27 protein-coding genes are annotated in these 25009 nt (G+C 53.8%); 14 read left to right on the forward strand and 13 right to left on the reverse strand.

What is annotated here, in order from left to right:
* Positions 1-93: 93 nt before the first annotated feature.
* The 5 genes from AACY09_RS02990 to msrA all read left to right on the forward strand — a co-directional run bounded on the left by AACY09_RS02990 (position 94) and on the right by msrA (position 2483).
* Positions 94-465, forward strand: coding sequence for a DUF2025 family protein (locus tag AACY09_RS02990; RefSeq protein ID WP_339485965.1), 372 nt, complete (start codon positions 94-96; stop codon positions 463-465).
* Positions 466-580: 115 nt separating this feature from the next.
* Entirely contained in the window at positions 581-712 is a 132-nt protein-coding gene (locus AACY09_RS02995) for a hypothetical protein (protein WP_339485966.1), read from the forward strand.
* 73 nt (positions 713-785) lie between these two features.
* On the forward strand, positions 786-1199 hold the full coding sequence (locus tag AACY09_RS03000) for a GNAT family N-acetyltransferase (protein WP_339485967.1): 414 nt from the start codon (positions 786-788) through the stop codon (positions 1197-1199).
* Positions 1200-1272: 73 nt separating this feature from the next.
* On the forward strand, positions 1273-1797 hold the full coding sequence (gene msrB, locus AACY09_RS03005; RefSeq protein WP_339485968.1) for a peptide-methionine (R)-S-oxide reductase MsrB: 525 nt from the start codon (positions 1273-1275) through the stop codon (positions 1795-1797).
* Between the two features lie 2 nt (positions 1798-1799).
* Positions 1800-2483: a peptide-methionine (S)-S-oxide reductase MsrA gene (msrA, locus tag AACY09_RS03010; protein ID WP_339485969.1), complete on the forward strand. Its 684-nt coding sequence runs from the start codon at positions 1800-1802 to the stop codon at positions 2481-2483.
* A 74-nt stretch (positions 2484-2557) separates the two neighbouring features.
* Here msrA and AACY09_RS03015 read toward each other — a convergent pair whose 3' ends face one another.
* Both AACY09_RS03015 and AACY09_RS03020 read right to left on the reverse strand, forming a co-directional pair.
* Positions 2558-2902: a hypothetical protein gene (locus AACY09_RS03015; RefSeq protein ID WP_339485970.1), complete on the reverse strand. Its 345-nt coding sequence runs from the start codon at positions 2900-2902 to the stop codon at positions 2558-2560.
* A gap of 84 nt (positions 2903-2986) precedes the next feature.
* A complete protein-coding gene (locus AACY09_RS03020) occupies positions 2987-3829 on the reverse strand; it encodes a CvfB family protein (protein ID WP_339485972.1) in 843 nt (280 codons plus the stop codon).
* Positions 3830-4148: 319 nt separating this feature from the next.
* On the opposite strand from AACY09_RS03020, the gene AACY09_RS03025 reads away from it, so the two are divergent.
* Positions 4149-4337 carry a hypothetical protein gene (locus AACY09_RS03025; RefSeq protein ID WP_177408671.1) on the forward strand — a complete coding sequence of 63 codons (189 nt, stop codon included), beginning with the start codon at positions 4149-4151 and terminating at the stop codon, positions 4335-4337.
* Positions 4338-4649: 312 nt separating this feature from the next.
* Positions 4650-6896: an LTA synthase family protein gene (locus tag AACY09_RS03030; protein WP_339485973.1), complete on the forward strand. Its 2247-nt coding sequence runs from the start codon at positions 4650-4652 to the stop codon at positions 6894-6896.
* A gap of 119 nt (positions 6897-7015) precedes the next feature.
* Here the strand turns inward: AACY09_RS03030 and AACY09_RS03035 are convergent, their stop codons facing one another.
* The 6 genes from AACY09_RS03035 to AACY09_RS03060 all read right to left on the reverse strand — a co-directional run bounded on the left by AACY09_RS03035 (position 7016) and on the right by AACY09_RS03060 (position 12275).
* On the reverse strand, positions 7016-8365 hold the full coding sequence (locus AACY09_RS03035) for a DEAD/DEAH box helicase (RefSeq protein WP_339485974.1): 1350 nt from the start codon (positions 8363-8365) through the stop codon (positions 7016-7018).
* A 212-nt stretch (positions 8366-8577) separates the two neighbouring features.
* Positions 8578-9276, reverse strand: a complete 699-nt coding sequence (locus AACY09_RS03040; protein WP_339485975.1) for a cupin domain-containing protein — start codon at positions 9274-9276, stop codon at positions 8578-8580.
* A 9-nt stretch (positions 9277-9285) separates the two neighbouring features.
* Positions 9286-10197: an EamA family transporter RarD gene (rarD, locus tag AACY09_RS03045; RefSeq protein ID WP_339485976.1), complete on the reverse strand. Its 912-nt coding sequence runs from the start codon at positions 10195-10197 to the stop codon at positions 9286-9288.
* Complete coding sequence (locus AACY09_RS03050) at positions 10197-11069, reverse strand: carboxylate/amino acid/amine transporter (protein WP_339485977.1); 873 nt, start codon at positions 11067-11069, stop codon at positions 10197-10199. Before AACY09_RS03050 ends, rarD begins: the two co-directional genes overlap by 1 nt.
* A gap of 134 nt (positions 11070-11203) precedes the next feature.
* The gene (locus AACY09_RS03055) at positions 11204-11803 is read right to left on the reverse strand and encodes an FMN-dependent NADH-azoreductase (RefSeq protein WP_339485978.1); all 600 of its coding nucleotides are present in this window, start codon (positions 11801-11803) and stop codon (positions 11204-11206) included.
* 157 nt (positions 11804-11960) lie between these two features.
* A complete protein-coding gene (locus AACY09_RS03060; protein WP_339485979.1) occupies positions 11961-12275 on the reverse strand; it encodes a 3-phosphoglycerate kinase in 315 nt (104 codons plus the stop codon).
* A gap of 154 nt (positions 12276-12429) precedes the next feature.
* Between AACY09_RS03060 and AACY09_RS03065 the strand changes: the two genes are divergently transcribed.
* From AACY09_RS03065 to AACY09_RS03085, 5 genes are all read left to right on the forward strand, one after another.
* Positions 12430-13356, forward strand: coding sequence for a LysR family transcriptional regulator (locus tag AACY09_RS03065; RefSeq protein ID WP_339485980.1), 927 nt, complete (start codon positions 12430-12432; stop codon positions 13354-13356).
* A gap of 12 nt (positions 13357-13368) precedes the next feature.
* Positions 13369-14172, forward strand: coding sequence for an alpha/beta fold hydrolase (locus tag AACY09_RS03070; RefSeq protein WP_339485981.1), 804 nt, complete (start codon positions 13369-13371; stop codon positions 14170-14172).
* A gap of 11 nt (positions 14173-14183) precedes the next feature.
* Complete coding sequence (locus tag AACY09_RS03075; RefSeq protein ID WP_339485982.1) at positions 14184-14738, forward strand: peptidylprolyl isomerase; 555 nt, start codon at positions 14184-14186, stop codon at positions 14736-14738.
* Positions 14739-14956: 218 nt separating this feature from the next.
* Positions 14957-16786 (forward strand): ABC transporter ATP-binding protein, encoded by a 1830-nt coding sequence (locus AACY09_RS03080; protein ID WP_339485983.1) that lies wholly within the window; start codon positions 14957-14959, stop codon positions 16784-16786.
* Positions 16787-17032: 246 nt separating this feature from the next.
* A complete protein-coding gene (locus tag AACY09_RS03085) occupies positions 17033-17299 on the forward strand; it encodes a DUF2790 domain-containing protein (RefSeq protein ID WP_339485984.1) in 267 nt (88 codons plus the stop codon).
* An 84-nt stretch (positions 17300-17383) separates the two neighbouring features.
* Here the strand turns inward: AACY09_RS03085 and AACY09_RS03090 are convergent, their stop codons facing one another.
* The 5 genes from AACY09_RS03090 to AACY09_RS03110 form a co-directional block, all read right to left on the reverse strand.
* Entirely contained in the window at positions 17384-18511 is a 1128-nt protein-coding gene (locus AACY09_RS03090) for a GNAT family N-acetyltransferase (RefSeq protein ID WP_339485985.1), read from the reverse strand.
* Positions 18512-18672: 161 nt separating this feature from the next.
* Positions 18673-19986, reverse strand: a complete 1314-nt coding sequence (locus AACY09_RS03095) for an OprO/OprP family phosphate-selective porin (protein ID WP_339485986.1) — start codon at positions 19984-19986, stop codon at positions 18673-18675.
* A gap of 243 nt (positions 19987-20229) precedes the next feature.
* Entirely contained in the window at positions 20230-20463 is a 234-nt protein-coding gene (locus AACY09_RS03100; protein WP_339485987.1) for a zf-HC2 domain-containing protein, read from the reverse strand.
* Positions 20457-21068 carry an RNA polymerase sigma factor gene (locus AACY09_RS03105; RefSeq protein ID WP_339485988.1) on the reverse strand — a complete coding sequence of 204 codons (612 nt, stop codon included), beginning with the start codon at positions 21066-21068 and terminating at the stop codon, positions 20457-20459. Before AACY09_RS03105 ends, AACY09_RS03100 begins: the two co-directional genes overlap by 7 nt.
* Positions 21069-21076: 8 nt before the next feature.
* A complete protein-coding gene (locus AACY09_RS03110) occupies positions 21077-22204 on the reverse strand; it encodes a beta-ketoacyl-ACP synthase III (RefSeq protein ID WP_339485989.1) in 1128 nt (375 codons plus the stop codon).
* A 475-nt stretch (positions 22205-22679) separates the two neighbouring features.
* Between AACY09_RS03110 and AACY09_RS03115 the strand changes: the two genes are divergently transcribed.
* Both AACY09_RS03115 and AACY09_RS03120 read left to right on the forward strand, forming a co-directional pair.
* Positions 22680-24290, forward strand: coding sequence for an FMN-binding glutamate synthase family protein (locus AACY09_RS03115; RefSeq protein ID WP_339485990.1), 1611 nt, complete (start codon positions 22680-22682; stop codon positions 24288-24290).
* Between the two features lie 75 nt (positions 24291-24365).
* Entirely contained in the window at positions 24366-24977 is a 612-nt protein-coding gene (locus tag AACY09_RS03120) for a LysE family translocator (RefSeq protein WP_339485991.1), read from the forward strand.
* The last annotated feature ends 32 nt before the right edge of the window (positions 24978-25009 follow it).

Raw genomic sequence — 25009 nt, forward strand, 5'->3', positions numbered from 1 at the left:
GCACATTTTGCAGTTGCATTGATCCGGAGCAAGGCGCCCGCAACTGGACCCATTAGCCTGTGATGACCGTCCCATCATTACAGGCCAAGCATCATGAGTACGACCTCTGCGGATATCTGTAGCGCTGCCGATCAACTCCGAGGCTTTGTCGGTTTCAATCGAAAGATCAAAGCCCACATCGTGCGCTTTAGCGAAGATGCCTTCGGACTGGATATCGACGAAAGCTCTATTGAACCGACCTGCGAGTTTGTCTGGAGTCTGCAATCTGGCCAGGAGATGCGCTTAAACCGCACTCGCATCCAGCTATTGCTTGAGCAGCATATCGATGAACGCTTGAACATCACCCTGCCGATCCGCCTGTATATGCAGCGTAACGACCTGCCCGAAATAATTGCCGAACGCCGGGCCGCCGGATCGCCGGATCGCCGGACCGCCGGACCGCCGGACCGCCACATTGCTGAGTAGTCACTATTCTGGTTAATCAGCGTAGACTGAACCTTACCGACGCTGATCGGAGGGAGGTGGCAATGACCCAAAGTGCTCCACGCTCACTCACTTTTCACCCACTGAGGTAAAGATCATGAGCAAAGGTATGGACTCAAAAAAGAACACAAAAAAGAAGCCGCTTAAAACTGCTCAGGAAAAGCGCATGGCCAAGAAATCCAAGCATGAGGGACAAACCCTGCTTGGCAGCCACGCCGCACAAGCCTGATACAATTGCCCAGCGCCTGCCAAACGGCCGCGCTGGGCCCATTGCCTGGCCTGCAAACTGATGACGACCGACAATGCCTGCAGTACGCCTTAGAGCCTTGCCCGAAGCGCTCAAACCCTTAGCCAACAAATTCTACAGTGCGCACCGCAGCAAGATGAAGGCTGCCGCCGATGACCAAGTCTGGGTCCTTGAGGATTCGCAGATCCTCGCCGCGCTTTGCCTGCGACCAATCGCCAACGGCCACTGGCTGACCAGCCTATTTGTAGCCCCAGAACACCGCCAACAAGGTCTCGCCACGCAGCTTATACAAGCCGCGACCGCCGGTTACAGCAGCCCCATTTGGTTATTTTGTCATCCGTCCTTGAGTGACTTCTATCAAGCGTTGGGCTTTAGCCCAGCGGTGCAGTTACCTGAGGCACTCAATGGTCGATTACAGCGTTACCAGCGCAGCAAACCATTGGTCGCACTCTCCAAAGCACCCGCCTAAAATCCAGTAGCCAGCTGTAACAGGTGCGTATTTTTAATCTCTATATACTTCATGACAGAGGATGAAAACGCATATGAAACGTCGTTCTTTTCTCCACGGTCTTGTCCTGTTGCCGGCAGTCCCATTGCTAGGCTCCTTTATCCAACCTGCATTTGCGCAAACTCCTGCAGCGGGCTTGACCATCACCCCACTGCAAAAAGCCCATGACGAGTGGCGTGAAATACTGCCCGAAGATGCCTACGCCGTGCTGTTTGAAGAAAGCACCGAGCGCCCCAACAGCAGCCCACTCAACCATGAAGAGCGGGACGGCACCTATATCTGCTCCGCCTGCAACTTGCCGTTGTTTCTAAGCGAAAACAAGTTCGATAGCGGCACCGGCTGGCCGAGCTTTACTCAGCCCATTGCCGGGCACACCGGCTCAAAGCGCGATTTCAAATTGATCTGGCCTCGCACCGAATACCACTGCATTCGCTGCGGTGGTCATCAAGGCCATCTGTTTGATGACGGCCCGCAACCTCGCGGTGAGCGCTGGTGCAACAATGGTGTCGCCCTGCAATTTGTTGTTAAAGGCCAAGACTTACCGGCTTTAAGGAGCTAACAATGACTGCTCAACTATTTGAAAAAACGAGACGCCTCGGACTCACCGGCGCAACCCTACTGATTGGCATGCTGCTCAGCGCCTGCGGGCCGACATCATCAACGGCTGCCACTGCGCAATCGAACTCAACACCACCGAGCATCGACCTGAAGCCCGGTGAACAGGGTGTCGCTGTGTTTGCGGGCGGCTGCTTCTGGTGTACGGAGTCAGACTTCGACAAAGTCCCCGGCGTGCTGTCGACCACTTCTGGCTACATCGGCGGCACCGTCAAGAACCCTTCTTATGAGCAAGTCTCATCGGGGAATACCGGCCACCTGGAAGCAGTGCTGGTGAGTTATGATCCGAGCAAAACCAGTTATGCAAAACTACTTGAAGCCTACTGGCCGACTATTGACCCACTGACCGCCAATGCACAGTTCTGTGACCATGGCAGCCAGTATCGCAGCGCGATTTTCTACAGCGACGAAGCGGAAAAATCCGCTGCACTGGCCTCCAAGGAAGCATTGCAGAACTCAGGCAAACTCAAAGGCAAGATAGTGACTGAGATATTGCCGGGCACCACCTTCTACCCGGCGGAGCAATACCATCAGGACTACTACCTGAAAAACCCGCTGCGCTATAAGTATTACCGCACCGCCTGCGGCCGTGACTCACGGCTCGAAGATGTATGGGGCAGTAAAGGCTAAGCCCCATTGCAAGGCGCAAAAAAACACCCACCGAATAACCTTTGGCGGGTGTTTTTTTATCTTGGAACCCGAAATCAGCGGTTGCGTTGGCGCTCGTAAGTCGAGGTGCCCGGTGTACGTTCAACCTCGTAACCGCCGGGATATACCGTGGTCTGGCGGATGCCGCCACGGGTTTCGAAGGATTGGCTGCCCGAGCTGTTCCGTTGATGCACAGAATCATAATCACTGGGTACTTGGTAGCCGCCGTAGCCATTGAACTGCTGCGAGCTACGCGACTGGCCAATACTGCCAGTGGCTCCAGGGCTGACATAGGTTTTCGGGATAACCCGTATCGTCTGCTGCGCGGGTTGATCTGCTTGGGCAACGTTGAGCGTGCCGAACAGCAATACGGCACTCAACAACATATTCAGCTTGATCATGACTTTGCTCCTCTACGTGGAGAACTGCATAGCGTCAGACAACGGAAGCCTGCAGTTGCTCCATCGCAGCGATCACCGGCAAGCTTACTTGTCGGTCAGCTCGATATGATCTTGGTGAATGGTGATCAAACCCTGCTTGTACAAGCCGCCGATAGCTTTCTTGAAGTTGCCTTTGCTGACACTAAACAACGCCGTGATTGCCTCGGGTGAGCTCTTGTCGCTAAGCGGCAGCACGCCATCGTTGGCACGAAGCTTACTCAGCACTTGATCACTCAGGCTGCCAACGGCCTCTTGGCCTATAGGCTGCAGGCTCAGGCTGATTTTGCCATCGCCGCGCATCTCCTTGATAAAGCCTTTCTCTTGCATACCGCTGCGTACAAATTTGAACAACTCGTTCTTATGCAGCAAACCCCAGTGCTTGCCATTGATGATGGCCTTAAAGCCCATATCAGTGGCATCGGCAATCAGCAGATCAACTTCCTGGCCAGCCTTGTAGGGCGCCGGGACGTTATCGAGGTAACGGTCCAATCGCGCAGTGGCGGTAATCCGCTTGCTGCGTTTATCCAGGAACACATGAACCACGCAATAATCGCCGACCTGCAACGGACGCTTCTCTTCGGAGTGCGGCAGCAGCAGGTCTTTTGGCAGCCCCCAATCGAGGAACAGGCCAACATTATTGATATCAATGACTTTTAGGCTGGCAAACTCACCCACCTGAACTTTTGGCTTTTCAGTGGTGGCGATCAACTTGTCTTCACTGTCGAGATAGACAAATACATTCAGCCAGTCTTCCACCTCACTCGGGGTGTCGCTGGGGATATAACGCTTGGGCAGTAAGATTTCGCCGTCCGCTCCGCCATCTAGATACAGGCCAAAGTCAGTGTGCTTCACGACCTGTAAAGAATTCATTCGTCCAATTAACGCCATGGTACCCAACCCTCATTGCAATGCCTGCATTCTAACTGACTTGCGGCCAGTATTCTCTCTGGCTGTTGATGATTGCCTGCGTCTGGTTGACTGGGGTGCAGAACCGACCCGACCAATGGCCTGGACGCTCTCACCCAAAAGCCTTTAATTAATATTTATTTGAATTAAAACAAGTAGTTGAGATCGAATAATTAATAATAAACGGGTCAATAAATCCCCTTATAACTTCCCCGCCTATAAATTCCAAAGGGTATTAACCCAATAATTGTCAAGCAATTCGTGTACACTAGTCGGCCGAGTTAATTTTGAGTAAAGGTTAATGGCCGTCATGCGCGTAAAAGCATCCAACACCAAGTCCAAGCCAGCTCCGGCTGTCGAAACCAGCGCTTCGATTGACGCGCAGATCGCAGCTTTCCTGAAGTCGGGCGGTGAAATCCAGCAGATCGCCAAAGGCGTCAGCGGCCAGGTTTACGGCACGACCAAACAGATCACCATCGGCAAGAAGTAAGCCGGGCTGTAAAGCCAGACTTTTAGGGTAAACGGCAACAATGGCTTGAGTCATGACATCCGTCAGGCTCGGCATCTATCTAACAGCACCAGCGTGCTAGCAGATGACAACCCATTGACCGCTTGCCCTAGCGCTTTAACTGAAACCTCCCCCCTTGAAACTTCCCACCGCGCAGTCATCGCGCAGTCAGTGCTATTTTTCATATCAGCACTAGCGGTTAGCACACAGTTGTTTCAAAATCACGACAGGCCGCCAGAGCGGCCGATTCGGCGATGCCGTTGAATTCAAATGGCATTGACCTGAGGAGTACTCGTGCGTTTTCTTAACCGCTGGCACAGCCCAAGCTACAGCGTGCTGCTAACGCTCTGCTCATTGTTCATTTTTATTCCGCTCATCAGCCGCGGTCTGTTCGGCTGGTCGCAATCCTATGGCTACCTTTCGGACATTGCCATTGGCAGCCTGCTGGTCGTATTGCTTTACCAGCGCACACTGATAATCGCGCTACCGCTGATGATTTTCTGGGGCATCCTGACCCTCGCCAACGTCGAGTTGATCAGCGCGGTCGGACGGATGCCAGAGCCTTCAGACTTGCACTACCTGACGGACGCACAGTTTGTCAGCCGCTCAACCCATGGCGCGGGTCTTAGCCATCCAGCCTTGTTTCTGGCCTTGTTGATAAACATCGCTTTATACGTCTTGCTGTTAATACGTCAGCAGCCGGGAGCACACCGCCCTCTTGCCAGAACATGGCTGCTGGCACCTCTGGTGCTACTCGCTGGCCACGCCGCATTGCAGTACCGTGCGCCCAGCGAGAGCGATCAGTGGTTTCAGTTCAACCTGCCGCACAAGCTCGCGGCAGAAGGCTTGAGCGATACCGAGGAAGACCTGCAGAACTGGCTGGACAATCAACCCCCTGGCGCACCCGTGGACGTGGCAGGCTTACAGCAACTGGACTTGGATGGCGCGCCGCTGCTCAGCCGCCCGGGCCAGGCCCACAACGTACTCATCATCACGCTCGAAGGCATTCCCGGTGCATACCTGAGCCCAAGCCGTGATGCGTTGCACAGCCCTTACGTTGGCAACACCATGCCCCGCCTGAGTCGCTGGGCTGAACGTGGCATGCTGACAGCCGATTATGTTCTGCACAGTCACCAGACCATCCGCGGTTTGTACTCGATGCTCTGCGGTGATTTTGCCAAGCTCGACTCGGGTACGCCGAAAGGCGTGGAACTGCTCAACAACCCCGCTCGCAGTGAGCAGTGCCTGCCCGCGCAGATGCGTAAAAATGGTTTTAGCACCCACTACTTGCAAGGTGCTGGCCTGCGTTTTATGGCCAAGGATCAGATCATGCCGCAGATGGGCTTCGATAAGACCCTTGGCCGCGACTGGTTTACCAACACGCCGCACTTGAAATTCCCTTGGGGCATGGATGACAAAGGCTTCTTTGAAGGCAGCCTTAGCTACATCAAGCAGCTGCGCAAACAGGATCAACCCTGGATGCTGACCCTGATGACTGTCGGCACCCACCAGCCCTATTCGGCGCCGCCTGAATATTTGCAGCGCTTTCCCGACAGCAAACTGGCTGCGGTGGCGTATCTGGATGATGCAGTCGGGGAGTTTCTCGATGCGCTTAAACAGCAGGGAGTGCTTAAAGACACCTTGGTGATCGTCACCTCTGATGAGTCCCACGGCATCGAAAACCTGTCACTGGCCTCCGCCTGGGGGTTCAATTTGATTCTTGCGCCCGAGCAACAACAGTTGCCGCACCTCAAGCAAGGAGTCTACGGTCACGTAGACCTGACCGCGTCGGTACTCGACTATTTTGCCCTGCCTGTGCCCGCGAATATCAGCGGGCGTTCGCTGCTTCGTGACTACAGCCATGGCAGGCAGATCATCTCCTACACCAACGGTTTACTCCGTGAGCACGACGGCAAAGGTCTGTTTACCGAGTGCGACTTCCAGCACGTATGCCGGCGCTACGCCAGCCCGGGCTTTATCAATGATAAATCGCACTACCTTGGCCGCTTTACTGGCAGAGCCGCGCGCCTGCTCAGCCAACAAGCCGAGCAGCTCAACCAGTCGTTAATCCCTGCCAATGCCAGCCAGCATTATCAGTTCGCCAATCACCAGCCGATCGAGCTTAAACTAGAGCGCACCGATGACTGGGCCGACAACTTGGTTGGCGCGCAATATCTGGAGTTGCCGAAAGACACGCAAACCACGGTAACCATGAAGATTCGTGCGGTTAACCTCGACGCTGCGGGCGCTACGTTGCAGTTGAAGACCAAAGAATATGACCGTGACGTCGAAATCGCGATTCCGCCGCTGCCCAAGCTCACGCCAGAACAAACTGTCAGCGTCAGCTTTACCTTCAACAACCTGGATACGCGCAAGGCGTTTTCTTTTCACTTACTTGGGCAAGGCAACGGAGCTATTGCCTTGGATGAGTTCAGCGTAACCACCGAACCCCGCACCGACGGCCTGATTGCCGCACAAAGTGACTCGCCAGGGCCGGTAGAAACATCGACTGAAGATGCCAGTGAAGACCTGCACAACTAGGGTGTAGGAAGGGACAACGCTAGGGTTGTCCACCATGGCCAGACCAGCAATCCGAGTATGGCTCGCCTGAAAAGGGTGGATGAAAACGGCGTCATCCACCCGCAAAGCCAACCGGTGCGTTACTCGGCGGTTGGTGTGCGACGCTTCAGCGGTGCCAGACCGTCCTGACTCACCAACTGCGGCGCGTCATTCTTTGGCTTATTGATGGTGTTGCGCTTGGCTTTACCCGGTGTTTTGGCGGCGGCTTTTTTCACCACTTTTTTGCCGGTCTTCGGATCAACCTTTTTCTTTTTGGTACCTGCCGCCTTGCCTGATGCCTTGAGGTTTTTCGGGCCTTGGTAAATACCTTTGATGTCCTTGATGTTGCGGCGCTCAAAACGCTGCTTCAAGTAGCGTTCGATACTCGACATCAGGTTCCAGTCGTTATGGCAGATGAGCGAGATGGCCAGACCTTCGCCGCCCGCACGACCGGTGCGACCGATACGGTGAACATACTCGTCACCTGAGCGCGGCATATCAAAGTTGATCACCAGATCCAAACCATCAACGTCCAGGCCCCGCGCAGCAACATCGGTTGCCACCAAGACTTTAACAGCGCCCTGGCGCAAACGATCGATGGCCAGCTTACGGTCCTTCTGATCCTTCTCGCCATGCAGAACAAACGCTTTGACATCTTTGGCTACAAGCTTGCCATAAAGACGATCCGCCTGAATTCGGGTGTTGGTAAAAATAATGGCTTTCTCGTAAGTCTCATTTGCCAACAGCCACTCAACCAAGCGCTCTTTGTGGTAGTTATGGTCCGCTGTGATGATCTGCTGACGCGTGCCTTCATTGAGGTCGCTAACGTTATTGACCTGCAAGTGAGTCGGCTCTTTAAGTACCTTACCGACCATCTCTCGCAGGCCCGAACCACCGCTGGTAGCCGAGAACAGCAGAGTTTGGTGTGGCCCGCTGCACGCTTCAGCCAAACGCTGAACATCTTCAGCAAAGCCCATATCAAGCATGCGGTCCGCTTCATCAAGCACCAGCACTTCCACTTCGTCGAGCAGCAGGTTGCCCGCGTTGGCATGCTCAATCAGGCGACCTGGCGTACCAATCAAGATATCAATCCGGCGCAGCATGGCCGCCTGGACTTTAAAATCTTCACCGCCGGTGATCAAACCCGATTTGATAAAGGTGAACTGAGAGAAAAGCTCAACTTGCTTGAGGGTTTGCTGGGCCAGCTCACGGGTTGGCAGCAAGATCACCGCACGAATACTCATACGCGGCTTCGAATCGCCCATCAGGCGGTTAAGCATTGGCAGCACAAATGCAGCGGTTTTACCGCTGCCGGTTTGCGCGGTTACCCGCAGATCATGCCCTTGCAGCGCAGCTGGAATGGCCGCCACCTGCACCGGTGTCGGCTCAACAAAGTTAAGCTCAGACACAGCTTTTAGCAGGCGTTCATGCAGGGCGAATTGGGAAAACACGGAGTAACCTCGACAAAAAAACTGGAATCAGTTGCATAGCGTAACGGTTTCCGGCGCTGGGGCCGAATCCTTTGTGCAACTGAGCTTGGGAATTAGCATTCAAAGACTGACTATAGCGGCTAAAAAGCACTTTACCTCGGCAAAAATCAGACGAATGCCGCGCAGTTAAGCCGCTTACGCTGATGTTTCTGATTAACGCTCAGTTAGATGGCTTATGAAGTCGCCAGTATGCTTAACGCTGCATCAGCCTCTACAACGCGATGCAGATGGCCAATTTTCACATAGATCAGACAGCCCTCGGTTGAAAACGGCTTGTGCTGCGAGTTGTGAGGGTTGCGCAACCAGGTTCCTGCTGGGTAGCTGCCGAATTCATCTTCAAACACCCCTTCAAGCACGAAAATCTCTTCGCCGCCGAAATGCCGATGGCTGTTGAATTGGGTACCGGGCGCCCAGCGCACCAGTGCGGTATGTACGGTACCAACGCTATCGAGCGGCAATACGCTTAAGCCCCCAATCATACCCGGCTGCCACTGACCCTCGCGGGTGTTGATGCGCAATGTGTCGTGTTCTTCGGGCGTTTGATAGCAGAGCTTCACAAACAACAGGCAACCCGGTTCACTGGAAGGTGCATGTTGACTGCCGGGAGGGTTCTTCAGCCAATAGCCTGCAGGGTATTGGCCATGCTCATCTGCGAATACACCTTCAAGGACCAATATCTCTTCACCGCCCGGATGCAAGTGGCTACGAAAGCTCGAACCTGGTGCGTAGCGCACCACCGAGGTGGTACGTCCACTTTCTGCAGCGAAGCGCTCCAAGGGCCGCCGCTCGACCCCCGCCAGTGGCGAAGGCAGCCATTCAAGTTGCTCGCTGTCGACCACCACCGGCACTGAAATGTCATCGTTAACGCGCATAAAACCTTCTCAACCTTTCGGATTGCTGGCGATGCCGCGACGTTGCTTACTCAACAGCCGGGCGCTGTCCCACGCCACCAAGAGCACCGCCAGCCAGATCGGCAGGTAAGTAAAGAGTTGCCCCATGTCAAAGGTCTCGCCAAGAAACACCAAGGACACGCTAAACAGCAGCACCGGCTCTACGTAGCTCAAAATTCCAAACAGACTCAGGGGCAATAATCGGCTTGAGGCGATCATTGCAGCAAATGCCAATGCCCCGAGCATGCCCAGCCCCGGTAACAACCACCACAACTGGGGTGCGCTTTGGAATGCATCAACCGGCCCCCGCGCGATAATCAGGTAAATAGCGATGGGTGAAAGCACCAGCATTTCCAATATAAATCCGGACAAGGCATCCATCTTCATCCAGCGGCGCAGCATGAAATACGGTGGATACCCCAGCACAGTGACCAACGTCACCCAAGAGAACGCTTGCGAACGCCACAGTTCATGGACGACCCCCAGCAACGCACAAAATACCGCAACCTTGATTAACGGCCTTAAGCGCTCGCCGTAGAAGATTCGCCCAACCAGCACCATCGCCAGCGGCAACAGAAAATAGCCCATGGACACGTCCAGCATGTGGCCGGCCAATGGCGCCCACACAAACACCCCCCACTGCACCCCAATCAGCACTGCTGCCACGGGCAGTGCTGCCAACAACAGAGGCTCACGGCGAAGGCGAACGAGCGCACCAGCCAATAAGCGCCACTGACGCGTCGCAACAAACAACAGAAGAATAGCCGGCACCGACCACAGCACGCGCTGCGCAAATACCTGGATACCATCCAAGGGCGCCAACCATTGCACGTAGCCGGGAACCAGAGAAAACAGCACCGATGCAAAGACTGACAACCCAACGCCTCTTCCAGACAGATTCATTACTGCGCCTTGGTGGGTGCCGCAGGCGAACGCGCATAACGGCTGATAACTAAAGACAAACCAATCACCGCAGCCCCTGCCCCCAACCGCAACCAGTCGGCCTGATGATTCCAAAGGAGCAGATTGACCAGCAAACCAGCGGGCACCAGCAAGTTGTTCATCACCGCCAATGTGGCCCCATCAACCTCACTGGCGCCTTTGTTCCACCAGTAAAGCCCAAGTCCGGACGCCATCACACCCAACCACAGCAAAACACCCCATTGGGTGGCGGTGGCAGGCATGCGTGCGGCGTTGCCAAACAACAGAAAGGCCGGGAGCGCGACGATCAAGGCGCCTAAATAGAAGTAACCAAAACGCCTGAAGGCAGGAATTGGCGAGGGGTAACGCGGCAACAAGTGTTTATAAAACACTTGGCCGGCTGCAAATGTAGCGTTAGCGAGCTGCAGCAACATAAAACCCCAGAAAAAATCAGGACTGATTTGATCGTAACGAATCACGCCTGCGCCGATCACCGCAACGGCGGCTGCAACCAGCGCCCAAGGATTGAACCGGCGATTGAGCGCATCCTCAATCAGAGTGACATGAAGCGGAGTAAGGATGGTAAATAGCAGCACCTCAGGCACCGTTAGCACACTAAAGCTCAAATACAGGCAAACGTAGGTGATGCCAAATTGCAAGGCCCCAATCACCAGCATCGACGCTTTGAAGCCATTGGCAACGCCACGCCAACGGGTAAACGGCAGAAACACCAAACCGGCGATGACGATCCGCGTCAGCACCGCAAAATAACTATCAACCTGACCGGCCAAGTACTCGCCAATCAAACTGAATGAAAACGCCCATAACAGGGTTATAACCAGCAAATAGCGCATGATCACCTCAAAATCAGGCGCAGACCTTAGCCTGTCATGCAGCAATCAACAATCAACATTCAACAAATCTGCAGGCACTAAAAAGCCCGCGCCACTCAAGGTGGTGCAGGCTTTATCCCAGCACGGCCGGTCAATCAGGCAACTTGGGCCAACTTCTCTTTAGCCTGAGCGATGGCTTTGTCGAGGAACTCACCGCCAAGGTTGAGGCCCTCAGCATTAATGAAGCTGACATCATGAATACCGATGAAGCCTAGGGCCTGACGCAAGTAAGGCTCCTGGTGATCCATGCTGCTACCGGCGTAGATGCCGCCACGGGCAGTCAGGACAAAGGCACGCTTACCGCTGAGCAAGCCCACCGGGCCGGTTTCGGTGTACTTGAACGTCACACCGGCGCGCAGGACGTGGTCCAGCCACGATTTCAGCGTACTTGGAATGGCGAAGTTATACATGGGCGCAGCCAGCACCAACACGTCAGCGGCTAGCACTTCATCGGTCAGGCTGTTGGAGAGCGCCAATGCTGCTTGTTCGGCTTCGCTTTGCTGATCGGCCGGGGTCATCCAACCACCAAGCAAGTTCATATCAAGGTGTGGTACCTGATCGACGGCCAAATCACGAACGGTAATCTGATCGGTCGGGTACTTGGCCTGCCAGTGGACAATAAATTGCTCAGTCAGTTGGCGGGAGATCGAACCTTGTTTGCGGGCACTGCTTTCAATTACGAGGACACGGGCCATTGAATTTGCTCCATCAAGTGGTTGGTGAGTGATGATGGGCAAAGACTATGGCCAAGCTAACCGATTAAAAAGCGCAAAAAATCGCCTATAAACATCAACAAATTTGATTTATAGCAAAATCCAATCTAGGATCTGAGGCGCATCACACCCCAGACGGCTAAACCGGCTTACAGTCAATCTGCATACGTAATTTGATAATCTTGCGCGAGAAACGCACGGATAAATTGATGTCATCGCCCGCTTTCAGCACGGCTTTACGTGTACGTGGGGCTTCTGGACCATTACGGAATACGACTTTGCACTCCGCATTCGTTTGACCATAGTTGTATAAGCCGACCGCACCTAAAGTGTCATCTATGTCCATTGGCGTGACCGAGATCTCAGCGCCATTAAGCTGCTTTTCAGCCTCTAATGGGTAAGCGAAGGCATAAAGTGGCAACAATGCAAACAACGCGCAACACAGCTTATTCATGTAGCAGATCTCCAGCAGGAACGATTGAATCGAATCTCGATTTGCAATCGAGCTTAACCTGCAAACAGCTTGAGGGCACGGCTTGCAGCCAGCAACAACAAAAATACCTTGGTATTCACGCGTCAAACGGTACACCTAAAAACAGGACCCCAATATGAAAGCCCCTCGTGTGACATTAGACCAGTGGCGGACTCTGCAAGCCGTGGTCGACAACGGCGGCTTTGCCCAAGCGGCAGACATTCTGCATCGCTCGCAGTCGTCGGTTAGCTACACCGTTGCGCGTATGCAAGAGCAACTCGGCGTGCCGTTGCTGCGCATCGATGGCCGCAAGGCGGTATTGACCGAGGCCGGTGATGTGCTGCTCCGCCGCTCGCGACAATTGGTTAACCAGGCAAGCCAACTCGAACACCTTGCACACCACATGGAGCAAGGTTGGGAAGCTGAAGTACGCTTGGTGGTGGATGCCGCCTACCCCAACGCCAAACTGGTACGTGCACTGACCGCCTTTATGCCGCAAAGTCGTGGCTGCCGGGTGCGCCTGCGTGAAGAGGTATTATCCGGCACCGAAGATCTATTGCGTGAAGGCACCGCCGATGTCGCCATCAGCGGGTTGAACATCTCTGGCTTTCTCGGCAGCGAATTGAGCAGCGTCGAATTTGTGGCCGTGGCTCACCCCGACCATGCTTTACATAAATTACAGCGTGAATTGAGCTTTCTCGACCTGCAAACCCATATGCAAGTTGTGATTCGAGACTCGGGCCGCCTGCAGCCACGTGACGTAGGCTGGCTGGGCGCAGAGCACCGCTGGACAGTTGCCAGCCTTGCCACCGCGGCGACCTTTGTCAGCAACGGCTTGGGCTTTGCCTGGCTGCCCCGACACATCATCGAACGTGAGTTAAAGGAAGGCCTGCTCTTGCCCTTGCCACTCGATCAAGGCGGCACACGCAACCCAAGCTTCTATCTGTATACCGATAAAGAAAAGCCATTGGGACCCGCTACGCAAATCCTGATCGATCTGATCAAAAACTTCGACGCAGCCCCCCTCAACGCAAGCTATGCGGCACCTCAGCCAATCAACTGACAGGAGTCTGACATGGCCTATTTCGATAATGACGGCTGCCAACTGCACTACGAGGTATACGGCCACGGTAATCCGCTGGTGTTAGTCCATGGCCTGGGCTCCAGCACCCGTGACTGGGAATACCAGATCCCCGCATTGGCAGCCCACTTTCGGGTCATCGCCCTCGACGTTCGTGGGCATGGCCGTTCAGATAAACCCAATGAGCGCTACAATATCGCGACCTTTGCTGAGGATGTGGCCTCATTGATTGAGCACTGCCAGCTTGGCCCCGTGCATCTGGTCGGTATCTCAATGGGCGGCATGATCGGCTTTCAGTTGGGTGTAGACCGCCCGGAGCTGCTTGCCAGCCTGACCATTATCAACAGCGGCCCGGAAGTCAAAGCCAAATCGCCCCGCGACTATGTGGAAATTGCCAAACGCTGGAGCTTGTCGCGCCTGCTCAGCCTTGAAACCATTGGCAAAGCATTGGGTAAGCTACTGTTCCCCAAACCCGAGCAAGCTGAGCTGCGGGCCAAAATAGAGCAACGCTGGCCGCAGAATGATAAGCGCGCATACCTGTCGAGTCTTGATGCAATCATTGGCTGGGGCGTGCGCGAACGAATTTCACGAATCACCTGTCCTACGCTGGTGATAAGTGGCGACCGGGATTACACCTCAGTTGCGCAAAAACAGGCGTACGTCGACCAGTTAAGCAACGCCCGATTAGTGGTGATCGAAGATTCGCGCCACGCAACACCCATGGACCAACCGCAACGTTTCAACAGCTGCCTGCTTGAATTTCTAAATGAAGTCGAAACGGCCGTCACTCCCTTATAGGACCTCAAATAATGCTTAAAAAAATAATGCTCGCAGCCTGCACCCTGGTTTTCGCTTCTTCGCTATGGGCGGCGACGAATCCCAAGGTTTTGATCAGCACCACCATGGGCGATATTGAAGTTGAACTGAATGCTGAAAAAGCCCCTATCAGCGTCAAGAACTTTCTTGGCTACGTCGACAGCGGTTTTTACAAGGGCACCCAATTTCACCGGGTAATTCCTGGCTTTATGGTGCAAGGCGGGGGTTTTGATGCGCAGATGCAACAAAAGCAAACGGGCGCGCCAATCCGTAATGAAGCCGACAACGGCTTGCACAACGTGCGTGGCACGCTGGCGATGGCCCGTACCCAAGTACGCGACTCCGCCACCAGCCAGTTTTTTATCAACCACAAAGACAACGCCTTCCTTGATAACGGCAGCCGCGACTTTGGCTATGCGGTCTTCGGCAAGGTCACCAAGGGCATGAACGTGGTCGATAAAATTGCACAGGTGCCAACCGGCAACAGCGCAGGCATGCAGAATGTACCGCGCGAGCCAGTGATGATTCTCGACGTTAAGCGACTGTAACCAGTCACTCGGACAGCTACAGGCAAAATGGCGGATGGCAGACCTCATCCGCCACACACTTCGTAAGGTGTGACAAAGCGCAGCTTGTCCACCATGATTATCCGGGCGCCCGACCCGAAGATCGACTTGATTGAAATGGCGGATGGAAAAAGCGTCATCCGCCATAGGGATGGCGCACTACTTCGCGCAAAACCTCCACCCTTGGCAGGACGCCCACCATGTTTCGCCGTTTTGAATCACTGATCGATGTCTTCAAGCCCGCGCCAAACCAGGCCCCACCCGAAGACGTATTGCGTTTTTATCTGCACTATTTAAAACAAGCCTGGCCATTACTTGGCGCGTTGCTGGTAGTGGGATTCTTTGCCGCAGTGATCGAAGTCGCGCTATTCAGCTTCCTTGGCCAGTTGATCGACATGGCCCAGCGCACCCCTAGCAGCGAATTCTTTGCCAACTACAGCCAGCAACTGCTGTGGATGCTGGTGGTGGTCATGGTCATTCGCCCGCTGGTGTTCGGCCTGCATGACTTATTGGTTAATCAGGCGATCTCTCCCAGTTTGACCAACCTGATTCGCTGGCAAAACCACCGCTATGTGCTGAAACAGAGCCTCAACTTTTTCAACAATGATTTCGCAGGGCGAATTGCCCAGCGCGTCATGCAAACAGGCCCATCGTTGAGTCAATCAGCGATCCAGGTGGTTGATGCGCTTTGGCACGTGATTGTTTATGCCGGCAGCGCCATTTACCTCTTCGCTGAAGCCGATCTGCGCCTGATCGCTCCGCTACTGATCTGGATAGTCGCCTACGGTCTGCTGCTCAGGTATTTTGTACCGCGCATCAAACAGCGTTCAGCAGCCGTATCTTCAGCGCGCTCCAAGTTGATGGGGCGCGTGGTGGATGGCTACAGCAATATCAGCACCTTGAAACTGTTTGCCCATACTCAGGAAGAAGAATCCTACGCCCGCAGTGCTATGCAGCATTTGCTGAATAAAGCACACATCCAGACCCGCACCATCACCGCGCTGGATGTCAGCGTAACCTGCCTGAACGGGTTACTGATTGGTTCGACGGGCGCTCTGGCTTTGTGGCTGTGGAGCCAAGACTTGATCACCAGCGGCGCCATCGCCCTGTCACTGGGCTTGGTGATCCGCATCAACAACATGGCCGAATGGATCATGTGGGTGGTCAACGGCATCTTTGAAAATATCGGCACCGTACAAGACGGCATTCGCTCAATTGTGCAGCCCATCCAAGTGGTAGACAGGCCAGATGCAGCGCCCCTCAAGGTCAGCAGCGGCGCTGTCAACTTTGACGGTATTCACTTCCACTACGGGAAAGCCTCCGGGGTGATGGCTGGACTGAGCCTGGACGTTAAGGCCGGAGAGAAAATTGGTGTGGTTGGCCCTTCAGGTGCCGGCAAGTCTACTTTGGTCAACTTACTGTTGCGCTTATACAACCTGCAAAGCGGACGCATTCTGATTGATGGGCAGGACATCGCCGACGTCAGCCAGGAAAGCCTGCGCGCGCAAATCGGCGTGGTCACTCAGGATACCGCTCTGCTGCACCGATCCATCCGCGACAACCTGCGCTATGGCAAACCCGACGCCACCGATGACGAATTACATGAAGCCATTGGCAAAGCCCGGGCCGATAGCTTTATCAGCCTGCTCGACGATGGCCAGGGCGGCTTGGGCTTCGATGCCCAAGTGGGTGAACGCGGCGTGAAGCTTTCTGGCGGTCAGCGGCAACGTATTGCAATTGCCCGGGTGCTGCTTAAAGACGCGCCAATCCTGGTGCTCGACGAGGCGACATCAGCGCTCGATTCGGAAGTTGAATCGGCCATTCAAGAAAGCCTCGATAGTCTGATGCAGGGCAAGACCGTGGTCGCCATTGCCCACAGGCTCTCAACTATCGCGCGAATGGATCGCCTGGTGGTAATCGATCAGGGGCAGATCGTCGAAACCGGCACCCATGCTGAACTTATCGCGCAAAACGGCCTTTACGCACGCCTCTGGCAGCATCAGACCGGCGGGTTCGTGGGTGTGGAATAACCTCAGTGATAAAACGTTATCCGTCCTACGACTTATAGATAGGTTGCTTCCTAACTCAATATTGAATAGAGTCTGTAACAAGGTGTGACAAAAGGTCGCTCTTGGCCACACACCTTTTGCTAAAGCCTTAGGGCTTTGCTCAAGCTTTTGAATCTGAGGCTTCTGGTTCAGTGCAATCCAGACCCACTCGATGACAATTGCGAGTTTCAGTAGATGCGTTACTTCCAGTATTGAGGAAAGACCATTATGAAAATTGCGTCAGTCGTAGCAGCGTTCATCACCAGCCTTGCACCTTCAGCATTTGCGCAAGACCTCGACCGTGAACCCGGCTCCGGCATTCCTGCAGTGAAATACCAATACGGTATGCAAGTTGATATCAGCAAAGTGTTGCACCGCACTGATAACTCCAAGAAAGTCGGTGTGGTCCCGGTCAATGTTGTCTATGAAGACAGCAAAGGCGAGATCCACAAGATTCAATTTCTTGAGTGGGGCAATGGCCCGCACAACGTCTGACGCACCCTGCTCTGACTAAGCGAGTCGAATGACAAAACCGCTTGGATGACGAGACCCTGAACCAGCATTCGCCACGTTCAGGGTTTAGTTTTGCTGACGATAAGGCAATAAGCTGCAAGCCTCTTGCGCATACAGGCTGACCCCTTCACGTTCCTCTTCAAGAAATTGCGCAACCGCACCCCGTAAACCTGGGTGGCAGAGGTAGTGCCAGGAGCGGGTAATGACCGGCTCAAAACCGCGAATCAACTTATGCTCGCCCTGAGCGCCGGCATCAAAGCGCTGCAAGCCATTGGCGATTGCATAGTCCATGCCCTGATAAAAACAGGTTTCAAAGTGCAACCGATCAAACTCGGCCAGGCAGCCCCAATAACGCCCGTAGAAGCTGTCGCCACCGACCAAGCTAAAGGCCATAGCGACAGGCTGAGCGCCTTGTTTGGCAATGACCACACGTATCGATTCCGGCATTTTTTCCGCCAGCAAGCTGAAAAACAGACGCGTTAAATACGGCGGACGGCCTCGTACCCGATAGGTATTGGCATAGCAAAGGTAGACAAAATCCCACTCAGCCTCGCTGAGCTGGTGACCTTCACGCCATTCAAACTCAATGCCCTGCCCGGCCACCTGCTCGCGCTCTTTGCGCATTTGTTTGCGTTTGCGCGAACTCAGCGCATCAAGAAAATCCTGAAAGTCGCGGTACTCACGGTTGCGCCAATGGAACTGGCAACCAAGACGCTCCAACCAGCCTTCGCGCCCGCGCATCAGCACGTCAGCTGCCGGGTCAGTGAAGTTGATGTGCAGGCTCGACAAGCCTTGGCTATCCAGCGCCTGCGTAACACTATCCAGCACCTGGCCAATGATCTGCGGATCACCCAACAGGCGCGGCCCGGAAACCGGTGAAAATGGAATGCCGGCCAGCAGCTTAGGGTAGTAATCAACCCCGGCGCGCTCACAGGCATCGGCCCAACCATGGTCAAAAACGTACTCGCCAAATGAGTGGGTTTTCAAATAAGCCGGCAGCGCGGCGCTTAGCTTGCCTTGGGCGTCAAACACCAACTGATGGGCAGGCGTCCAACCGGTACGCGGGCCAACGCTGCCACTTAACTCAAGGGCGCAAAGAAACCCATGCTTTAGAAATGGGCTGTGCCCTGCAACCAATCGGTCCCAGTCGGTGGGATCAAGCTCAGGAAGCGAAATACTGGTTTTAGTCTGCATAGGCGCAGTCTGGACTTTAGTGCGGACGAAAAAAAGCCCCGCGAAATTTCAACGAGGCTTATAAAGGAGCTACTTTCGTTTTAATTCGACAAACCTGCGAGGTTTTCTGACGGCTTGAGCGTTATCCCACCCCAGCACTCAAGTCGTCAGCCCCGCTGGTTTTAGAATACGTATTGCAGGCGCATTACAAAGGCATCGCCATCATCGTCGCCATTGGCATTGGTGATTGCGTCAGTCGACGTCATGACATAGTTGGCAGCGACTTTAACGGCGTCGTTGGCATACCAGTTAACGCCGATGGTGTTGATATCTGCTTCAGTGTCGCCAACATCACGAGTGGCAGTTGCAACAACAATGTTGTCGTCTTCAACTTTGATGTGGTCGTAACGGTAGAAGATTTCCCATGCGCCGATTTGCTTGTTCTCAGGCTTGATGCTGTCGAACTTGGCGCCATCCAGCTTGTAGCCACGAGATTCACCGGTCAGGGTGTAAGCCAGCTGACCGTAGTAGCCATCAGACTTGACGTCTTCGATGGTGCTGCGAGCAGATTTCAGTTTACGTGTCAGGTACTCAGCTTGAGCTGAGAAAGGACCTGTTGCCCAAGCGAATTCAGCACCCCAAACGGAGTCATCATCGAAGTCGCCGGAAACGCCCTGGAAGCCACCGAAAGTTGCACGGTTGCCGTTGTCACCAGCAGAGTTGCCGCCGTTGGTGGAAACACCACGAACGGTCAGACGTGGACGGATACGGCCGTCAACAACGGTATCAGTCAGGTCGCGGTAAGCGTAGTTAACGCCCATGTGCAGCACGTTGCCAGACTCAGCCATTGGCGCGAAGACACCGCGCAGGTTGAACTGCTTAACGCTGTCACCGTCGTCATCGTTAGCATCTTTAGACGAAATGCTACCCGACATGTAAGCCATGCCGCCGATCACGCCACTGGCCTGAGCGCCAAGGCCGTTTTCGTGACCGTTAACCCAGTCAGCAACTTCATAAGCAGCGTTACGCTCGATGGCGGTGATCCACTTAGAGCTGGTGGCTTTTTCCAGACCGAAATCCGGGTCAAAACGACCAAACTTCAACGTCATTGGCGAGAAGCCTGTGTAAGCGATCGAGGCTTCGTCGAAGTAACCATCGTCCGAGCTACCCGCATTGTGTGCGAAGTCGTAGCTGATTGCGTATTTCCAGTCTTTATAAGCTACACCGCTCAACTCAAGGAAGGCACGGCGGAAGTAAGCTGCGTCTGCAGTTTCGCCGTTTTTGGTGTAGAAGCCATCAAATCGGCTGTAGTCGGCTTGCAAACGGCCGCCCAGCTTGAAGCTGAATTCCTTGTCAGTGGTTGCAACTTCAAGACCGCCCTTGGTCTTGACCACAATATCAGCACCATCGGTGGTCACAGTGCCTGCGAATGCTTGTGCTGAAATGGCAAGAGCCAGTGTGCTGGCTGCGACACCCGCGAAATACTTACGGATCATCGGAAATTCCCCTTTGGACAAATGGTCAAAACACCCGAGCGATGGTGCTCGTTTGTGCTGGGGGGAATCTTGGCGTCAGCAGATGTCAGGCAAGTTGCTGATATATAAATATTTGATGACAACGGAACTTTTTAAACCAATTAAGCATAAGCACTCAGCGCTGTTAATACAGGCCGAGTATCCATATGATTTTAAAGGTTATATTGAAACGGGAAGGTAATAACTGAGCGCGGCAAAAACCTGTTATCGGTTGGTGCGCTGGGCTTCTGCTAGTTTTTGCGCAAGACCATCAAGGTCTGCATCCTGCTGTAGTTCCATCTTGCGAAATACAGCCTGGCTGATTTTCATCTGCTTGATGAAACGCCTGCAATTAACGCATAGCGTTAAATGCAGGCGCACTTCGAGCCCACGGCTCATACTCAGACGCTTGTCCAGATAATCGCTGGAGTTGGCGACTAATTCCTTGCAACTTAGCATTGACCTGTTTCCTCAAAATGCTCCAGGGTGGCGAACATCTTTAGGCGTGCCCGGTGCAACAACACCCTCACATTGGAGAGCGATATGTCTAAAAGATTACAGATGTCTTCTAACTCCAATCCTTGTCGCTCACGCAGAACTAGAACGCTGCTTTGCAGGTTCGAAAGGCTGCCGAGGGTTTTTTCCAAACACTCACGCAACTCCTCCTGAAGGAGCATGGCTTCAGGTGTGTCCTGATGCCATTCATGGGGAGCAAGAAGCCAATGGCCATCATCGGCAAAACGATCGTCCCCAATAGTCCCATGGGGGCCAGGGAGATCGTCCATCAACACTTCACGACGGTTATGTTTTAAACGAGTTTTCGCGGTATTAGCGGTAATGGTGAGCAGCCAAGTTTTAAGACTCGAACGCCCTTGAAACCCCTTTAAACTGTTCACCACAGCCAGCCACGCATCTTGTACCACTTCATCAGAATTACGGCTGCCGACAATCGCTAATGCGACCGCACGCATGGCACCTTGATAGGTTGCGACCAACTCCCTGTAAGCATTTTCATCCCCGCTCAAAAGCCGGGTAAGCAACGCACTATCTTCTGGATATTCCATATATTCCATTAATGCTTTCGCAGAATCACACTGCCGATTGAATAACCGGCTCCAAATGAGCTGAGAACGCCTAAGGAGCCACTTGCCAGGTCGTCCTGGTGTTTATGTAATGCAATCACCGATCCTGCCGAACTGGTATTTGCATACTCATCAAGAATCACCGGAGCTTCGCTAGGCTCGGCATCCCTGCCGAGCAACTTGCGAGCAATCAGTAAATTCATGTTGAGGTTCGCTTGGTGCAACCAAAAACGCTTAACGTCGCTAACGTTAAGATTGTTTTCCTTAAGGTGAGCGGCAATCAACTCCGCCACCATAGGGCAAACATCCTTAAAGACCTTACGGCCTTCTTGCACGAACAATTTGTCACGTGCACCCACACCCTCTTCAGCGGCCCGGTTAAGAAAACCAAAGTTATTGCGGATATTGTTGGAAAACTGGGTCAGTAACTTGGTGCTGACCACGTCAAATTGATACTTCGAGGAGGCTTGATCAGCCCGCTCAATCACAACAGCGGTAGCTGCATCACCGAAGATGAAGTGGCTGTCACGATCACGGAAATTCAAATGTCCGGTGCAAATTTCTGGGTTGACCATCAGCACTGCCCGCGCCTGTCCCAGCTGGACGCTGTTGGCTGCCGCTTGGATACCAAAGGTCGCGGACGAGCACGCGACGTTCATGTCGTAACCAAAACCCTGGATACCCAGTGCTGCCTGAACTTCAACAGCAACTGCCGGATAGGCACGCTGCAGATTGGAACAGGCAACGATTACACCATCTATATCTGCTGCAGTCTTGCCAGCGCGTTCCAATGCTTCTTTCGCCGCGCCGACGGCCATTTCACAGAGCACGCCCCATTCATCATTGCTGCGCTCAGGAATACGTGGCGCCATGCGCTTAGGGTCAAGAATACCGTCTTTGTTCATCACGAAACGGCTTTTGATACCGGAGGCTTTTTCAATAAAGGCGCTGTTTGACTCGGTTAGCGCCTCCACCTCACCACGGGCAATGGCTTCTGCATTTTCAGAATTGAATAGCTGAACGTAGCTATTGAAGGACTGGACCAATTCGTCGTTGGAAATGCTATTCACGGGGGTGTAGAGGCCCGTGCCACTGATTACGACGTTATGTAAGGTCATTGCTGTTGTCCTCAGCCGCATGTCGCGGTCAATTTTTTCATGGCTGGCAGCCGTTAGCTACAAGCAACAATTCGGGGCGCATACAGAGCAGTTTGCTTGGCAGTGCTACCCAACAATAAAGCATGGATTTTGCCACAGCTGAGCAAATTCGTCCGCAGAACCGACAAGCGTTCGACTGACGGAAAGCAAGAATTAACTCAATATTTGTGCGGATATTAAGCAGTTATCGTAGAAAATGCCATTCACTTGCCATCACCTTGCACCTGATTCGCGGTTGCCACTATGGCTGAAGTCGCAAAAACCACCTGTTTTCGCGTATGGTTTGGCTACTTAGGCACTAAATCCGCTTGAGCTAACGACAGACTTGATGGAGTGGCAGCATGGCGTCCGACAGCATGGGTCCTAGGTCCGCGAGCACCGGTTTTATCAGTATTTGCAGTCAGGCGCTGGCAAATTTTCAACAAAAGGATCTTGTATGAATATGTCCCTACTTAGCCGTTACGCATTTTTTGCGTTTTGCGTCTTATTTACCCTGGTGAATTTGCTGTTTATCAAGCACGAATGGGTCTGGCCGTTCATTTTCATCGGCGCAACACTGAGTATTATTGGCATCAACGACTTGCTGCAGAAACCGCAAGCGGTGCGGCGCAACTACCCCATTCTTGGCAATATCCGCTATTTGGTCGAAGGCATTCGTCCCGAAATCCGCCAGTATTTACTTGAAGGCGATGACGACAAACTGCCCTTTTCCCGTGCGCAGCGTACCTTGGTCTACGCCCGCGCCAAAAACGAAGGTGGCGATAAACCTTTCGGCACCTTGCTGGACGTGTATCAGGATGGCTACGAATTTATAGGCCACTCAATGTGCCCTGCCCCGCTGAGTGATCCTGAAGGCTTTAGGGTGACCATTGGTGGTCCGCTATGCGCTCAACCTTATTCGGCATCGGTATTTAATATTTCAGCAATGAGCTTCGGCTCATTGAGCGGCAATGCCATTCAGGCGCTCAACAAAGGCGCCATGCTTGGCGGCTTTGCCCATGACACCGGCGAGGGCAGCATCAGCCCTTACCACCGTCAGCACGGCGGCGACCTCATATGGGAGTTGGGTAGCGGCTACTTTGGCTGCCGTAACGCCGAAGGCAATTTTGACCCTGAGCGATTTGCCGAACAGGCGAAGTCGCCACAGGTAAAAATGATTGAGATCAAACTCAGTCAAGGTGCGAAACCAGGCCATGGCGGCATATTGCCGAAGCATAAGATATCGGAAGAAATCGCACTGACCCGCGGCATCCCGATGGGCTTTGACTGCGTTTCGCCATCAAGCCACAGTGAATTCTCAACGCCGCTCGGGCTGCTCGACTTTATTGCCAGACTGCGCGAATTGTCGGGCGGCAAGCCGGTTGGTTTCAAGCTATGCCTTGGTCACCCGTGGGAATTCATGGGCATCGCCAAGGCCATGCACGAAACGGGCATCCTGCCTGACTTTATTGTGATTGATGGTAAAGAAGGCGGCACCGGTGCAGCGCCAGTCGAATTCACCAATCACATCGGTACGCCAATGCGTGAGGGCCTGCTGTTTGTGCATAACACCCTAGTCGGCCTGAACCTGCGTGACAAAATCAAGCTCGGCGCCAGTGGCAAAATCGTTAGTGCCTTCGATATCGCCTGCGTATTAGCCATCGGTGCGGACTGGGCAAACTCAGCCCGTGGATTTATGTTTGCCATTGGCTGCATTCAGAGCCAATCGTGCCACACCAACAAATGTCCGACCGGGGTCGCGACCCAGGACCCACTCCGCCAGCGCGCGCTGGTGGTGGGCGACAAAGCAGACCGGGTCAACAGCTTCCACCGCAACACCCTGCGTGCATTGGCGGAAATGCTCGCTGCGGCGGGCTTGGAACATCCCAAACAACTCGATGCGAAGCATTTGGTACGGCGTATCTCGGCAACCGAAATCAAGTTATTTTCGCAACAGCACGTTTTCCTCAAGCCGGGCGAGTTATTGAGCGGTAAGATCGAAGGCGAATTTTACGAACGCATGTGGGCCATGGCCCAAAGCGACAGCTTCGAAGCCAAAGTCATGTAACGGCGCAAAACTGCAGCTAAATAGTTGCAGCCATGCCTGGCTCCGCTGAACTCAACATCGAAATGGACACCGCCGATGGCTTTCAATACCTGGTTACTTTATCTGATTGCCATCACTGGCCTTTCGCTGACACCCGGCCCCAACGGCTTGCTGGCGATGACCCATGGCGCCCTTTATGGGCACCGGCGCGCACTTTGGACCGTGATGGGCGGGGTCATTGGCTTTACCCTGTTGATGGCCTTGTCGATGTTCGGCATCGACAGCTTGCTCAAGGCGTCAGCCAATGCCTTGACCATACTAAAATGGTTAGGCGGCGCTTATCTGATCTGGCTGGGCATTCAGCTCTGGCGTTCGCCACCGCCTTCCCTGGACCCCCTCAGCGATGTTCAAGCCAAACCTGCGCGCGCAATGTTCAGCCAAGGCTTGTTCGCGGCAATGTCCAACCCCAAAGTCATTTTGTTCTTTGGCGCATTTCTTCCACAGTTTCTTGATCCCACAAGCAACCTTTGGCTGCAATTTGCGGTCATGGCCCTTACCTTTGTTGTGGTTGAGGCATTTGTCGAGTACCTGCTCGCCCGCATGGCTCAACGCATCCGTCCGTGGTTGCAACGCAGTGGCAAAGGTTTTAATCGCAGTTGCGCAGTGATGTTTATCGCCATCGGCAGCGCGCTACCAATGACGCGCTAGCACTGCACCGCTGCAACGGATGAAGCATTTAA

The sequence above is a fragment of the Pseudomonas sp. EL_65y_Pfl2_R95 genome (genome assembly GCF_963971045.1).
GTDB lineage: Bacteria > Pseudomonadota > Gammaproteobacteria > Pseudomonadales > Pseudomonadaceae > Aquipseudomonas.

Excerpts from the sequence above, each read along its gene's own strand:
- AACY09_RS02990 (WP_339485965.1), top strand. The coding sequence starts at position 94 with ATGAGTACGACCTCTGCGGATATCTGTAGCGCTGCCGATCAACTCCGA.
- AACY09_RS02995 (WP_339485966.1), top strand. The coding sequence starts at position 581 with ATGAGCAAAGGTATGGACTCAAAAAAGAACACAAAAAAGAAGCCGCTT.
- AACY09_RS03000 (WP_339485967.1), top strand. The coding sequence starts at position 786 with ATGCCTGCAGTACGCCTTAGAGCCTTGCCCGAAGCGCTCAAACCCTTA.
- msrB (WP_339485968.1), top strand. The coding sequence starts at position 1,273 with ATGAAACGTCGTTCTTTTCTCCACGGTCTTGTCCTGTTGCCGGCAGTC.
- msrA (WP_339485969.1), top strand. The coding sequence starts at position 1,800 with ATGACTGCTCAACTATTTGAAAAAACGAGACGCCTCGGACTCACCGGC.
- AACY09_RS03015 (WP_339485970.1), bottom strand. The coding sequence starts at position 2,902 with ATGATCAAGCTGAATATGTTGTTGAGTGCCGTATTGCTGTTCGGCACG.
- AACY09_RS03020 (WP_339485972.1), bottom strand. The coding sequence starts at position 3,829 with ATGGCGTTAATTGGACGAATGAATTCTTTACAGGTCGTGAAGCACACT.
- AACY09_RS03025 (WP_177408671.1), top strand. The coding sequence starts at position 4,149 with ATGGCCGTCATGCGCGTAAAAGCATCCAACACCAAGTCCAAGCCAGCT.
- AACY09_RS03040 (WP_339485975.1), bottom strand. The coding sequence starts at position 9,276 with ATGCGCGTTAACGATGACATTTCAGTGCCGGTGGTGGTCGACAGCGAG.
- rarD (WP_339485976.1), bottom strand. The coding sequence starts at position 10,197 with ATGAATCTGTCTGGAAGAGGCGTTGGGTTGTCAGTCTTTGCATCGGTG.
- AACY09_RS03050 (WP_339485977.1), bottom strand. The coding sequence starts at position 11,069 with ATGCGCTATTTGCTGGTTATAACCCTGTTATGGGCGTTTTCATTCAGT.
- AACY09_RS03055 (WP_339485978.1), bottom strand. The coding sequence starts at position 11,803 with ATGGCCCGTGTCCTCGTAATTGAAAGCAGTGCCCGCAAACAAGGTTCG.
- AACY09_RS03060 (WP_339485979.1), bottom strand. The coding sequence starts at position 12,275 with ATGAATAAGCTGTGTTGCGCGTTGTTTGCATTGTTGCCACTTTATGCC.
- AACY09_RS03065 (WP_339485980.1), top strand. The coding sequence starts at position 12,430 with ATGAAAGCCCCTCGTGTGACATTAGACCAGTGGCGGACTCTGCAAGCC.
- AACY09_RS03070 (WP_339485981.1), top strand. The coding sequence starts at position 13,369 with ATGGCCTATTTCGATAATGACGGCTGCCAACTGCACTACGAGGTATAC.
- AACY09_RS03075 (WP_339485982.1), top strand. The coding sequence starts at position 14,184 with ATGCTTAAAAAAATAATGCTCGCAGCCTGCACCCTGGTTTTCGCTTCT.
- AACY09_RS03080 (WP_339485983.1), top strand. The coding sequence starts at position 14,957 with ATGTTTCGCCGTTTTGAATCACTGATCGATGTCTTCAAGCCCGCGCCA.
- AACY09_RS03085 (WP_339485984.1), top strand. The coding sequence starts at position 17,033 with ATGAAAATTGCGTCAGTCGTAGCAGCGTTCATCACCAGCCTTGCACCT.
- AACY09_RS03090 (WP_339485985.1), bottom strand. The coding sequence starts at position 18,511 with ATGCAGACTAAAACCAGTATTTCGCTTCCTGAGCTTGATCCCACCGAC.
- AACY09_RS03095 (WP_339485986.1), bottom strand. The coding sequence starts at position 19,986 with ATGATCCGTAAGTATTTCGCGGGTGTCGCAGCCAGCACACTGGCTCTT.
- AACY09_RS03100 (WP_339485987.1), bottom strand. The coding sequence starts at position 20,463 with ATGCTAAGTTGCAAGGAATTAGTCGCCAACTCCAGCGATTATCTGGAC.
- AACY09_RS03105 (WP_339485988.1), bottom strand. The coding sequence starts at position 21,068 with ATGGAATATCCAGAAGATAGTGCGTTGCTTACCCGGCTTTTGAGCGGG.
- AACY09_RS03110 (WP_339485989.1), bottom strand. The coding sequence starts at position 22,204 with ATGACCTTACATAACGTCGTAATCAGTGGCACGGGCCTCTACACCCCC.
- AACY09_RS03115 (WP_339485990.1), top strand. The coding sequence starts at position 22,680 with ATGAATATGTCCCTACTTAGCCGTTACGCATTTTTTGCGTTTTGCGTC.
- AACY09_RS03120 (WP_339485991.1), top strand. The coding sequence starts at position 24,366 with ATGGCTTTCAATACCTGGTTACTTTATCTGATTGCCATCACTGGCCTT.